Annotated in this window: 11 protein-coding genes; 8 read left to right on the top strand and 3 right to left on the bottom strand. The window is 57.3% G+C overall.

Annotation, left to right across the window (positions count from 1 at the left end; translation table 11 throughout):
- Positions 1-9: 9 nt before the first annotated feature.
- From recO to acpS, 3 genes are read left to right on the top strand one after another with little or no spacing between them, the layout of a single operon-like run.
- Positions 10-717 carry a DNA repair protein RecO gene (gene recO, locus ACOTY9_RS07510; protein ID WP_023331096.1) on the top strand — a complete coding sequence of 236 codons (708 nt, stop codon included), beginning with the start codon at positions 10-12 and terminating at the stop codon, positions 715-717.
- A gap of 33 nt (positions 718-750) precedes the next feature.
- Entirely contained in the window at positions 751-1482 is a 732-nt protein-coding gene (pdxJ, locus tag ACOTY9_RS07505) for a pyridoxine 5'-phosphate synthase (RefSeq protein WP_348565328.1), read from the top strand.
- Entirely contained in the window at positions 1482-1862 is a 381-nt protein-coding gene (acpS, locus tag ACOTY9_RS07500; RefSeq protein WP_348565329.1) for a holo-ACP synthase, read from the top strand. The genes pdxJ and acpS overlap by 1 nt, the downstream gene beginning before the upstream one ends.
- Here the strand turns inward: acpS and ACOTY9_RS07495 are convergent.
- Positions 1859-2119: a YfhL family 4Fe-4S dicluster ferredoxin gene (locus tag ACOTY9_RS07495; protein ID WP_014884842.1), complete on the bottom strand. Its 261-nt coding sequence runs from the start codon at positions 2117-2119 to the stop codon at positions 1859-1861. The two genes, acpS and ACOTY9_RS07495, sit on opposite strands and share 4 nt — an antisense overlap.
- A gap of 56 nt (positions 2120-2175) precedes the next feature.
- On the bottom strand, positions 2176-3024 hold the full coding sequence (locus tag ACOTY9_RS07490; protein ID WP_014884841.1) for a MurR/RpiR family transcriptional regulator: 849 nt from the start codon (positions 3022-3024) through the stop codon (positions 2176-2178).
- Between the two features lie 118 nt (positions 3025-3142).
- Between ACOTY9_RS07490 and murQ the strand changes: the two genes are divergently transcribed.
- The 4 genes from murQ to tadA are packed head-to-tail and all read left to right on the top strand — an operon-like array spanning position 3143 to position 6612.
- Positions 3143-4036 (top strand): N-acetylmuramic acid 6-phosphate etherase, encoded by an 894-nt coding sequence (murQ, locus tag ACOTY9_RS07485; protein ID WP_032635831.1) that lies wholly within the window; start codon positions 3143-3145, stop codon positions 4034-4036.
- Positions 4037-4047: 11 nt separating this feature from the next.
- The gene (locus ACOTY9_RS07480; RefSeq protein ID WP_014884839.1) at positions 4048-5409 is read left to right on the top strand and encodes a PTS transporter subunit EIIC; all 1362 of its coding nucleotides are present in this window, start codon (positions 4048-4050) and stop codon (positions 5407-5409) included.
- A gap of 3 nt (positions 5410-5412) precedes the next feature.
- On the top strand, positions 5413-6048 hold the full coding sequence (gene yfhb, locus ACOTY9_RS07475) for a phosphatidylglycerophosphatase C (RefSeq protein WP_023331092.1): 636 nt from the start codon (positions 5413-5415) through the stop codon (positions 6046-6048).
- Between the two features lie 24 nt (positions 6049-6072).
- A complete protein-coding gene (tadA, locus tag ACOTY9_RS07470; protein ID WP_014884837.1) occupies positions 6073-6612 on the top strand; it encodes a tRNA adenosine(34) deaminase TadA in 540 nt (179 codons plus the stop codon).
- On the opposite strand, the gene mltF is transcribed toward tadA, so the two are convergent.
- Positions 6500-8050, bottom strand: coding sequence for a membrane-bound lytic murein transglycosylase MltF (mltF, locus tag ACOTY9_RS07465; RefSeq protein WP_179121138.1), 1551 nt, complete (start codon positions 8048-8050; stop codon positions 6500-6502). The two genes, tadA and mltF, sit on opposite strands and share 113 nt — an antisense overlap.
- A 268-nt stretch (positions 8051-8318) precedes the next feature.
- On the opposite strand from mltF, the gene purL reads away from it, so the two are divergent.
- Entirely contained in the window at positions 8319-12206 is a 3888-nt protein-coding gene (purL, locus tag ACOTY9_RS07460; RefSeq protein ID WP_348565331.1) for a phosphoribosylformylglycinamidine synthase, read from the top strand.
- Positions 12207-12308 lie beyond the last annotated feature (102 nt).

The following is a 12308-nucleotide window of genomic DNA, read 5'->3' as shown; positions in this document are numbered from 1 at the left end:
ACGAGTATGATGGAAGGATGGCAGCGCGCCTTCGTCCTGCATAGTCGTCCCTGGAGCGAAACCAGCCTGATGCTGGACGTCTTCACGGAAGAGTCCGGTCGCGTGCGCCTTGTTGCGAAAGGCGCACGTTCCAAACGTTCTAATCTGAAAGGTGCCCTACAGCCTTTCACGCCGCTGCTGGTCCGCTTTGGTGGGCGAGGGGAAGTGAAAACCCTGCGCAGTGCTGAAGCCGTCTCCCTGGCGCTTCCTCTTTCTGGTATCACCCTGTACAGCGGTCTGTATGTCAATGAACTCATCTCACGGGTTCTTGAACATGAGACTCGCTTCTCTGAACTTTTCTTTGATTATCTGCACTGTATCCAAGCCCTCGCAGGGGCAACCGGCACGCCTGAACCTGCCTTGCGACGTTTTGAACTGGCGCTGCTGGGGCATCTGGGATACGGCGTCGATTTTCTGCATTGTGCGGGAAGCGGAGACGAGGTTGAAGACGCGATGACCTACCGCTATCGGGAAGAAAAAGGATTTATCGCCAGTATCGTGATTGATAACAGTACCTTTACTGGGCGCCAGCTTCGGGCGCTTTATGCGCGCGAGTTTCCCGATCAGGACACCCTGCGCGCAGCAAAACGCTTTACCCGGATCGCCCTCAAGCCGTATCTTGGCGGCAAGCCCTTAAAGAGCCGCGAATTATTCAGGCAGTTTATGCCGAAGCGTTAGACCACAGAATCGAAAAGAAAACCGAGGATTGTCATGGCTGAATTACTGTTAGGCGTCAATATTGATCACATTGCCACGCTGCGTAACGCACGCGGCACGGCTTATCCCGATCCGGTTCAGGCGGCATTTATCGCCGAACAGGCTGGCGCCGACGGCATTACCGTTCACCTGCGTGAAGACCGCCGCCACATCACCGACCGCGACGTGCGTATTCTGCGTCAGACGCTGGATACGCGCATGAATCTGGAGATGGCGGTCACGGAAGAGATGCTGGCCATTGCCTGCGAGACTCAACCCCATTTCTGCTGCCTGGTGCCGGAAAAGCGTCAGGAAGTGACCACCGAAGGCGGTCTGGATGTGGCTGGGCAGATCGATAAAATGCGCGATGCCTGCAAACGTCTGGCGGATGCCGGTATCCTGGTTTCCCTGTTTATCGATGCCGACTTCGCGCAGATCAAAGCCGCAGCGGACGTTGGCGCGTCGTATATCGAAATTCACACTGGCTGCTATGCCGATGCCAAAAACGATGCTGAGCAAGCCAAAGAGCTGGAGCGTATTGCCAAAGCGGCCACCTACGCGGCGAGCCTGGGGCTGAAGGTTAACGCCGGACACGGCCTGACCTACCATAATGTTAAGGCTATCGCTGCCCTGCCGGAGATGCATGAGCTGAATATCGGTCATGCGATTATTGGTCGTGCGGTGATGAGCGGCCTGAAAGAGGCGGTCTCAGAAATGAAACGCCTGATGCTGGAAGCGCGTCAGTAATGGCCATTCTGGGCTTAGGCACTGATATCGTTGAGATAGCCCGCATAGAAGCGGTGATCGCCCGTAGCGGCGAGCGCCTGGCAAAACGCGTGCTCAGCGATAACGAATGGGCCATCTGGGAAGCGCATCAGCAGCCGGTGCGCTTTCTGGCAAAACGTTTTGCGGTAAAAGAGGCGGCAGCCAAAGCGTTCGGTACGGGCATTCGTAACGGCCTGGCGTTTAATCAGTTTGAAGTATTTAACGACGAACTGGGCAAGCCGCGCCTGCGGTTATGGGGCGAGGCGCAAAAGCTTGCGGAGAAACTGGGCGTGAATCACATGCATGTGACGCTCGCGGACGAACGTCACTACGCCTGCGCAACGGTGATTATTGAAAGCTAGAGTTTGTCCGCGTGGTGCAGCAGGACAAACTTATCCCACAGCTGCTCTTCACTCTCAACGTGTGCCGGATCCTTCAGGATGGTATTCGGGATCGGGCACACTTTCTGACAGGTCGGCGTTTCATAGTGGCCGACGCATTCGGTGCAGCGGTCGCTGTTAATCTCATAAATGCTGTCGCCCATCGAAATCGCCTGGTTCGGGCATTCCGGTTCGCACATATCGCAATTGATGCATTTTTTGGTAATTAACAGCGCCATCAGGAAATTCTCAGAAACATCACAAACAGGGCGGGCATTATACGCTCATTCCTTACTCAGACCAGTTTTTTTACCAGCTCTTCACTATGGCGAATGCGCTCAGGCGCCCGCTCTAAATCCTGCTGCACCAGCGCCATAAACAGCAGGTCCGTCAGCATCATTTGCGCACTGGTTGACGAGATCGCCGCGCTGCGCGTGGCCTGCTCTTCGGCAATGGTATACAGACAGCGCGTGGCCCGCTGTTGCAGGGCATTCGGGGTGAACCCGGTGATGGCGAGGATTTTGCCGCCGACGCGCAGCACTTCGTCCGTTGCCATGTTAATCTCGCGGCGCTCACCGGAATAGGAGATGGCCAGCAGCAGATCTTCAGGATCCATCGCCTGCACGGTCGCCAGCAGGGCGTGCATATCCTGCTCGACAATCGCGTTAAAACCGATTTTGGTCAGCTTCCAGCCAAAATTACGCGCCACCAGGCCGGATGCGCCAATACCGGTTAAAATAATACGCCGCGCCGCTCGCAGCATCGCCACGCTTTCCAGTAACTTCTCTTCGGTATTCACGTCGAGGGTGGCATGCATGGCCGCGACGTTCTCTTTAATCAGCTTTTCCCCGACCACACGCATTGGATCATCCCCGCGGATCTGGTTATGCACCGGCATAGATTGCGGGTTGGGATTACTCACCAGCGCTTCGCTAATTGCCAGCTTTAGGGCAGGGAAGCCTTTAAAACCGATCTTCTGGGCAAATTTCACCACGCTTGACTGACTTACCCCGGCTTCGCTTGCCAGCTGTTGCGAGCTGAGATGACGGGCGCGGTCAGGCTGAGAAAGCAGAAAGTCCGCCAGTTTTTTGTCGCTTTGAGCAAAGCCGGCGTAGCGCTGGCGAATGCGAATTAAACAGTTCATAAGTACTCCCGGCGGAAATGTGATTGTCTACGCAAATACGAATTTTGCTCGCCTGAATGAATTTTATATTCCATTATAGTGTGATTATTATGAATTAAAAATTCTTGAGGTACAAAAAATGAATCTTGGCTCACTTGTTTCTGAAACGCGTAACCCGCAAACCATGGATCTGGATGCGCTCTCTACTCTGGAGCTGGTTAACCGCTTTAATCAACAGGATACGCTGGTCGCGCAGGCAGTGAAAGAGACATTACCTGAGGTAGCGAAAGCGGTCGATGCGGCGGCGGAAGCCCTCAAAGCGGGTGGCCGCATTATCTATATGGGCGCCGGTACCAGCGGCCGTCTCGGCGTGCTGGACGCCTCCGAATGTCCGCCAACGTTTGGCGTGCCGCATGGGCTGGTGGTCGGGTTGATTGCGGGGGGGCCTGGTGCGCTGCTGAAAGCCGTTGAAGGGGCGGAAGATAACAAACAGCTGGGTGAGGATGACCTGAAGGCACTTACTCTGACGGCGAAGGATCTGGTCGTCGGGCTGGCGGCATCCGGGCGCACGCCGTACGTCATTGGCGGTCTGGAATACGCCAACCAGACCGGCTGCACGACGGTCGCCATCTCCTGTAACCCCGGCTCTCCAATCGCTCAGGTGGCCGCCATCGCCATCTCGCCGGTTGTCGGGCCAGAAGCACTCACCGGCTCCACGCGACTGAAATCCGGTACCGCGCAAAAGCTGGTGCTCAATATGATCTCCACCGGTGCGATGGTGAAGTTCGGCAAGGTGTATCAGAACCTGATGGTGGATATGCAGGCCACTAACGTCAAGCTGGTGGACAGAGCCTGCCGCATGGTGATGGAAGCGACAGGCGCAGGTCGTGAAGAGGCAGAAGCAGTGCTTAAACAGACCGATCACGATGTCAAACCCGCCATATTGATGATCTTAAGCGGGCTGGATGCGGCAGCCGCGCGAGCCAGACTCGATGCGCATAATGGCTTCTTACGGGCGGCATTAGAAAACTAACAGAGGCGTGTATGGACAAAACAGCAGCGCTCGCCAGCGATATCCTGCGAGGGATCGGCGGAGAAGAGAATATTCAGCGTCTGGAAAACTGCATGACGCGCGTGCGCGTCGAGGTGCATAACGACGACCAGCTGGATGTGCCGGGCCTGAAGAAGCTTTCCGGTGTCAGCGGTTACGTGAAGCAGGGGCAGCAACACCAGCTGATCGTCGGGCCGGGGAAAGCGGCGCAGGTGGTTGATGCCATGCGCGCGCTGATGGGCGGCGGCGCGAGTGTGACGCTCGACGATGCTGCGCGCACCAAAGCGCAGGCGAAGGCGAAATACAAAGCCCCCATGAGCGACGCGCTACGACAGCTGGCAAATGTCTTTATCCCGCTGATCCCGGCGTTTATTGCTTCCGGCTTGATCACCGGGATTATCAATATTCTCAAGCGTCCGGATATCGTCGGGGACTTTGCCACCCAGTATCCGAACCTGTTGGGTATTCTGGGGATCTTCGGCAGCGCGGTGTTTGCCATTATGAACATTCTGGTCGGGGTGAATACTGCCAAAGTGTTTGGCGGTTCGCTGGCGATGGGGGGCGTGATGGCGGGCATTCTCTCCAGCCCGCAGCTGGCGCAAATTACGCTGTTTGGCGAGGCGCTCCAGCCTGGTCGCGGCGGGGTGATTGCCGTGCTGCTGGTGGTCATCCTGATGTGCTGGATTGAGAAAAGACTTCGCGCGGTATTGCCCGGCTCGATTGAACTCATCCTCAACCCCCTGCTGACCACGTTAATTACCGGTAGTGTGGCGATTGTGGTTCTTCAGCCATTAGGGGGATGGATCTCTGATGCCATCGCTCATGGCGCGTCTCTGGCCATTGACCGCGGCGGTTTGTTAGTGGGGGCGGTGCTGTCAGGCACCTTCCTGCCGCTGGTGCTGACCGGTCTGCATCAGGGACTGGTGCCGATCCACGTCGAACTGGTGCAGGCGCACGGTTACAACGCGCTGCTGCCTATACTCTCAATGGCGGGGGTGGGGCAGGTCGGTGCGGCGATTGCCGTACTGCTGAAAACCCGCAACGCACGCCTGAAAAAAGTGATTAAAGGCGCGCTTCCGGTTGGATTGCTCGGCATTGGCGAACCGCTGATTTTTGGCGTCACGTTGCCGCTGGGTAAACCGTTCCTGGCTGCCTGTCTGGGCGGCGCGGTCGGCGGGGCGCTCATCAGCTACTGGAAAGTTGCTACCGTCATTACGTTTGGTCTCTCCGGTTTGCCGCTGGCGTTAACTATCGTGACCGGAAAAGTGATGCTCTATCTGTTAGGCTATTCTGTAGCGGTGATCGCCGGGTTCCTGTTTACCTGGCTGTTAGGATTCAACGACCCAGAGGAGTAAGGTTTGGCAAATCACGAGCGTCGCGTTGTCTTTTTCGATCTGGATGGAACGCTGCATCAGCAGGATATGTTTGGTACGTTTATGCGCTACCTGCTGCGGCGCCAGCCTCTGAATGCGCTGCTCGTCTTACCGCTGTTACCGGCGATCGGCATCGCGCTGCTGGTGAAAGGCCGGGCGGCGCGCTGGCCGATGAGCCTGCTGCTCTGGGGATGTACGTTTGGCCACAGCGAAGCGCGGCTAAAACAGCTAGAAAAGGAGTTTGCGCACTGGTTTCGCGGTCATGTCGCCGCGTTCCCGGTTGTACAGGCGCGCCTCACCAGTTACCTCGACGCCAACGATGCCGACATCTGGTTGATCACGGGCTCCCCGCAGACGCTGGTTGAACAGGTTTATTTTGATACGCCCTGGCTGCCGCGCGTGAATCTTATCGCCACACAAATTGCCCGTGGTTACGGCGGCTGGGTACTGAGTATGCGCTGCCTGGGGCATGAAAAAGTGGTGCAGCTGGAGAAACGAATCGGCACGCCGCTGCGTCTCTACAGCGGCTACAGCGACAGCAAACAGGACAACCCGCTGCTCTATTTTTGCCAGCATCGCTGGCGCGTCACGCCCGCAGGCGAACTTCAGCAACTCGAATAGTCTTATCTATAGCGGGTGTGTATAATGCCGCCCGCTTTTAGACTGGAGTATCAACCGTTGTGCAACCCTGAACGCGATCATGAATACTGGATGCGCCATGCGCTTACGCTTGCCCAGCGCGCCTGGGACGAGGGAGAAGTGCCCGTGGGTGCCGTGCTTGTCCACAATAACCAGGTGATAGGGGAAGGGTGGAACCGCCCGATTGGCCGTCACGATCCGACTGCGCACGCTGAAATCATGGCCCTTCGTCAGGGCGGAATGGTGCTGCAAAACTATCGTCTGCTTGATACCACGCTGTATGTCACGCTTGAGCCGTGCGTGATGTGTTCCGGCGCGATGGTGCACAGCCGGATTGGTACGCTGGTCTTTGGCGCGCGGGATGAAAAAACCGGTGCGGCCGGTTCTCTGCTGGACGTGCTGGGTCACCCAGGGATGAATCACCAGGTGAAAACTATCGGTGGGGTACTTGCACCAGCGTGTTCGGCGCTATTAAGCGATTTCTTTCGAATGCGCCGTCAGCAGAAAAAGCAACAAAAGGCAGAATTGAAGTTGTCGGACGATTAAGCTCGTCCGGCGCCACAACCGGATAACTCTCAGCCAGCTGTCTTGCCTCTGTCGCCTCTTTTTCTTTCTCGAGCAGATAGCCGACCAGGCTAATCTGATACTTACGGATATTTTCCACGTAGGCGTAGGCTTCATGTCCGCGCGCGTAGCCGTAAGTCAGCTTGTTATACCACGGCTTCTGGCTTAGCAGCGGCAGACGTTGCTTTACGTCTGACCAGCTGTCCGGGTTACCTTTCGTTTTCGCGGTCAGCGCCCGCGCGTCAAGCATATGCGCGTAGCCCATATTGTAGGCTGCCAGCGCAAACCAGATCCGTTCCTCTTCCGGCACCGTTTCCGGCACTTTGGCCATCATATCCTGCAGATAGCGAGCCCCGCCGCTGATGCTCTGTTCCGCATCGGTACGGTCATTCACGCCCAGGCTCAGCGCGGTATTTTTGGTTAACATCATTAAGCCACGCACGCCGGTCGGGGAGGTGGCCTGGGTGTCCCAGTGGGACTCCTGATACGAAATAGCCGCCAGCAGTTTCCAGTCAATCTCCTGGGCGTATTTTTCGAATAATGGCTGCAGGTCTGGCAGGACGCTATCTACCGCGCGCAGGAAGCTGCGGGTGTCAACATAGTCAAAGTCATCACCGTGGCCGAGATATTTTTCCTCCAGGCGTGCCAGCGTGCCGTCTTCATTGATGGTGTTGTAGAAATCGAGCATGGCCGCAGAAAGAGTCTGATCGTCATCGAGCTGGCTAAACCAGGTCACCGGCTGCTCGTCGGTAACGTCGAGCGCTACGGCAATTTCAGGATGCACGCGCTGGAACAGACTGATCGCAACCGAATCGGCAATGGTGTAGGGCAGTTTCTGATCTTTTACCTGCTCCAGCAGCTCCGTTGTGCCCAGTTTCGAATCAACCTTCCAGCTCAGGTCGGGGTATTTCTTCTCTTTCAGCTCACGCAGATCCTCAATCACCACATGGCCGGGCGCAATGGTCAGCTGTTGATCGTTAATGGAGGCCAGCGTGCGTGGCCGCAGACTCCCGACGCGATAGACCAGCTGTTGCGAAACGGAGTAATAGGTCGGGCCCGGTTGATAGTTTTTGCTACGCTCACTGTTATAGACCAGACCGGCTGCCAGTATGTCGGCATCGTTGTTATCAAGGTCGTCGAACAGCTGGTTGATATTCTGGCGAACGGTAATTTTAAGCTTCACGCCAAGATAATCGGCGAACTGCTGCGCCAGTTCATAATCAAGGCCAATAATTTTGCCGTTAATGTCGCTGTAAATCAGCGGAGAGTTGAGCGTACTGACGCGCAGCTCCCCCCGCTCCTGAATGGCGGCGATACGGTTTTCGGCTTTACCGAACCAGGGGATGGAAGGCCAGAGGGCCACTGCCAGCAGCAACGTAACAATGCCGATGAGCAGATAATTAATCTTTAATTTTTTCAATTAGTTAATTCTCTGCGACGCCGGTTGCCTCAGTATGCTGTAGCCATGTTTGATAATCAGGTTTGCCATTGAATGAGCGGCATTTTGCGTAAACTTGCGCCACTTGGCAACCAATTAGAGAGACAGGTCACATCTATTGCTAAATGTCTCCGCCAATTTTATTTCCACGCAAACGGTTTCGTCGGCGCTCAGGATTCTCTATAATGACGCCCGTTTTCCCCCCTTGCGCACACTGAAAGCGCCCCGGCGCTTCGAAGACGAGAGACTTATGATGGAAATTCTGCGTGGTTCGCCTGCACTGTCTGCCTTCCGTATTAACAAACTGCTGGCACGTTTTCAGGCGGCCGACCTTCCGGTAAGCAATATTTACGCTGAGTATGTCCATTTTGCTGACCTGAATGCCCCCCTGAATGCAGAGGAGCGCGTACAGCTGGAACGCCTGCTCAAGTATGGCCCAAATCTGAGTAGCCATACGCCAACCGGCAAACTGATCCTTGCGACGCCGCGTCCGGGCACCATCTCCCCCTGGTCTTCTAAAGCCACCGACATTGCCCACAACTGCGGCCTGAGCCAGATTAACCGTCTGGAGCGCGGCGTGGCCTACTACGTTGACGCCTCGACCCTGAGCGACGCGCAGTGGCAGGCGGTTGCCGCCGAGCTGCATGACCGCATGATGGAAAGCGTGTTTGCCTCTCTTGATGACGCACAGAAGCTCTTCTCCCACCATCAGCCTGCGCCGGTACAAAGCGTAGACCTGCTGGGGCAGGGCCGTCAGGCGCTGATTGACGCTAACCTGCGTCTCGGCCTGGCGCTGGCAGAAGACGAAATCGACTACCTGCAGGATGCGTTTGTTAAGCTGAACCGCAACCCGAACGACATCGAGCTCTACATGTTCGCGCAGGCCAACTCCGAGCACTGCCGCCATAAAATTTTCAACGCCGACTGGATTATTGACGGCGAACAGCAGCCTAAATCGCTGTTCAAAATGATCAAAAACACCATGGAGCAAACCCCCGACCACGTGCTGTCTGCCTATAAAGACAATGCCGCGGTGATGGAAGGCTCCGAGGTTGGGCGCTATTTTGCTGACCACGCTACCGGTCGTTACGACTTCCATCAGGAGCCTGCGCATATCCTGATGAAAGTGGAAACCCACAACCACCCGACGGCAATTTCCCCGTGGCCGGGTGCGGCCACCGGTTCAGGCGGTGAAATCCGTGATGAAGGTGCAACGGGACGTGGTGCGAAACCAAAAGCGGGTCTGGTTGGTTTCTCCGTCTCCAACCTGCGCATCCCGGGCTTTGAGCAGCCATGGGAGGAGGATTTCGGCAAGCCAGAGCGCATTGTGACCGCGCTGGATATCATGACCGACGGTCCACTGGGCGGCGCGGCATTCAACAACGAATTTGGCCGTCCGGCACTGAACGGCTACTTCCGTACCTATGAAGAGAAAGTGGACAGTCATAACGGCGAAGAGCTGCGTGGCTATCACAAACCGATCATGCTGGCGGGTGGGATCGGCAATATCCGTGCCGATCACGTCCAGAAAGGCGAGATCGTGGTTGGCGCGAAGCTGATCGTGCTGGGCGGCCCGGCGATGAACATCGGCCTGGGCGGCGGCGCGGCATCCTCCATGACCTCCGGTCAGTCAGATGCGGATCTCGACTTTGCTTCCGTTCAGCGCGACAACCCGGAAATGGAGCGTCGCTGCCAGGAAGTCATCGACCGCTGCTGGCAGCTGGGCGACGCGAACCCGATTCTCTTTATCCATGACGTGGGCGCGGGCGGTCTGTCTAACGCCATGCCGGAGCTGGTGAGCGATGGCGGACGCGGTGGCCGCTTCAACCTGCGCGATATCCTGAGCGATGAGGCAGGCATGAGCCCGCTGGAAATCTGGTGTAACGAATCCCAGGAACGTTATGTTCTGGCGGTTGCAGCGGATCAACTGCCGCTGTTTGACGAGCTGTGCCGCCGTGAGCGCGCGCCGTATGCCGTCATCGGCGAAGCGACCGAAGAGAAGCACCTGACCCTGAGCGACACCCATTTCGACAACCAGCCGATCGATCTGCCGCTGGACGTTCTGCTCGGTAAAACGCCGAAGATGACCCGCGACGTGCAAACGCGTAAAGCAGCGGGCAAAGCGCTGGATCGCCAGGGCATCACCGTTGCAGAAGCGGTCAACCGCGTGCTGCACCTGCCGGCGGTGGCAGAGAAAACCTTCCTGGTCACCATTGGCGACCGTACCGTAACCGGTATGGTCTCGCGCGATCAGATGGTCGGCCCGTGGCAGATCCCGGTCGCGAACTGTGCCGTAACCACCGCGAGTCTCGACAGCTACTACGGTGAAGCGATGGCCCTGGGCGAACGCACGCCTGTGGCGCTGCTGGACTTCGCCGCGTCCGCCCGTCTGGCTGTGGGTGAAGCGCTGACCAACATTGCCGCGACGCAGATTGGCGATATCAAACGTATCAAGCTCTCCGCTAACTGGATGGCCGCTGCCGGTCACCCTGGCGAAGATGCGGGCCTGTATGAAGCCGTGAAAGCGGTGGGCGAAGAGCTGTGTCCTGCGCTTGGGCTGACCATTCCGGTGGGCAAAGACTCCATGTCGATGAAAACCCGCTGGCAGGAAGGCAACGAGCAGCGCGAGATCACTTCTCCGCTGTCGCTGATCATCTCCGCCTTTGCGCGCGTGGAAGACGTACGTCACACCGTGACGCCGCAGCTTGCGACCGAAGACAACGCCCTGTTGCTGATTGACCTGGGTAAAGGTCACAACGCGCTGGGTGCCACGGCGCTGGCGCAGGTTTATCGTCAGCTGGGTGATACACCGGCCGATGTGCGTGACGTGGCCCAGTTAAAAGGCTTCTACGATGCAATTCAGGCGCTGGTCGCGCAGCGTAAGCTGCTGGCCTACCACGACCGCTCCGACGGCGGACTGCTGGTCACGCTGGCAGAGATGGCCTTCACCGGCCACTGTGGTGTGGAGGCGAATATTGCCTCTCTGGGTGAAGACCGCCTGGCAGCGCTGTTCAATGAAGAGCTGGGCGCGGTGATTCAGGTGCGTGCGGCAGACCGCGATGCGGTTGAAGCCATTCTTGCGCAGCACGGTCTGGCAGACTGCGTACATTATCTGGGTAAAGCCGTACAGGGCGACCGCTTTGTCATTGAAGCTGACGGTCATGCCGTCTTCAGCGAAAGCCGCACCACGCTGCGTATGTGGTGGGCGGAAACGACCTGGCAGATGCAGCGCCTGCGTGATAACCCGGAATGTGCCGATCAGGAGCATAACGCGAAGGCTAACGACAGCGATCCAGGCCTGAACGTGAAGCTCTCCTTCGACATCAACGAAGACATCGCCGCGCCGTACATTGCGACGGGTGCACGTCCGAAGGTGGCCGTGCTGCGCGAGCAGGGCGTTAACTCCCACGTTGAAATGGCGGCTGCCTTCCACCGTGCGGGCTTTGACGCCATCGACGTTCACATGAGCGATCTGCTGGCCGGGCGTACCGGTCTGGAAGATTTCCAGGCGCTGGTGGCCTGCGGTGGTTTCTCATACGGTGACGTACTGGGCGCCGGTGAAGGCTGGGCGAAGTCCATTCTGTTTAACAGCCGCGTGCGCGACGAGTTCGAAACCTTCTTCCACCGTCCGCAAACGCTGGCGCTGGGCGTGTGTAACGGTTGCCAGATGATGTCCAACCTGCGCGAGCTTATCCCGGGCAGCGAAGCCTGGCCGCGCTTTGTGCGTAACCAGTCTGACCGCTTTGAAGCGCGCTTCAGCCTGGTGGAAGTGACACAAAGCCCATCTCTGCTGCTGCAGGGCATGGTCGGATCACAGATGCCAATCGCCGTGTCCCACGGTGAAGGTCAGGTAGAAGTGCGTGATGCAGCACATCTGGCTCAGCTTGAAAGCAAAGGTCTGGTGGCGCTGCGCTTTGTCGATAACTTCGGCAAGGTCACCGAAACCTATCCGGCTAACCCGAACGGCTCGGTCAACGGTATTACGGCAGTCACCAGCGAAAGTGGTCGTGCAACCATTATGATGCCGCACCCGGAGCGCGTGTTCCGTACCGTGAGTAACTCCTGGCACCCGGAAAACTGGGGCGAGGACAGCCCGTGGATGCGTATCTTCCGCAATGCGCGTAAACAGTTGGGTTAAGATGTAAAGCAGGTACCTTCCAGGCCCGGTAAGCGTAGCGCACCGGGCTTTTTTATGTGTGTCGCAAAATTGCGACAAAGACGGTTTGCGACTGTCTCCAAA

Origin of the sequence: Enterobacter cloacae complex sp. SHL012 (assembly GCF_049237505.1) — a bacterium.
In the GTDB taxonomy this organism is placed as follows: domain Bacteria; phylum Pseudomonadota; class Gammaproteobacteria; order Enterobacterales; family Enterobacteriaceae; genus Enterobacter; species Enterobacter kobei.
Note: the sequence above shows the minus strand (reverse complement) of the source record. Positions and strands in the feature narration are given on the sequence as shown.

Bases quoted from the DNA above. Each gene is read 5' to 3' on its own strand.
- recO (WP_023331096.1), top strand. From the start codon at position 10: ATGGAAGGATGGCAGCGCGCCTTCGTCCTGCATAGTCGTCCCTGGAGC.
- pdxJ (WP_348565328.1), top strand. From the start codon at position 751: ATGGCTGAATTACTGTTAGGCGTCAATATTGATCACATTGCCACGCTG.
- acpS (WP_348565329.1), top strand. From the start codon at position 1,482: ATGGCCATTCTGGGCTTAGGCACTGATATCGTTGAGATAGCCCGCATA.
- ACOTY9_RS07495 (WP_014884842.1), bottom strand. From the start codon at position 2,119: ATGGCGCTGTTAATTACCAAAAAATGCATCAATTGCGATATGTGCGAA.
- ACOTY9_RS07490 (WP_014884841.1), bottom strand. From the start codon at position 3,024: ATGAACTGTTTAATTCGCATTCGCCAGCGCTACGCCGGCTTTGCTCAA.
- murQ (WP_032635831.1), top strand. From the start codon at position 3,143: ATGAATCTTGGCTCACTTGTTTCTGAAACGCGTAACCCGCAAACCATG.
- ACOTY9_RS07480 (WP_014884839.1), top strand. From the start codon at position 4,048: ATGGACAAAACAGCAGCGCTCGCCAGCGATATCCTGCGAGGGATCGGC.
- tadA (WP_014884837.1), top strand. From the start codon at position 6,073: ATGCCGCCCGCTTTTAGACTGGAGTATCAACCGTTGTGCAACCCTGAA.
- purL (WP_348565331.1), top strand. From the start codon at position 8,319: ATGATGGAAATTCTGCGTGGTTCGCCTGCACTGTCTGCCTTCCGTATT.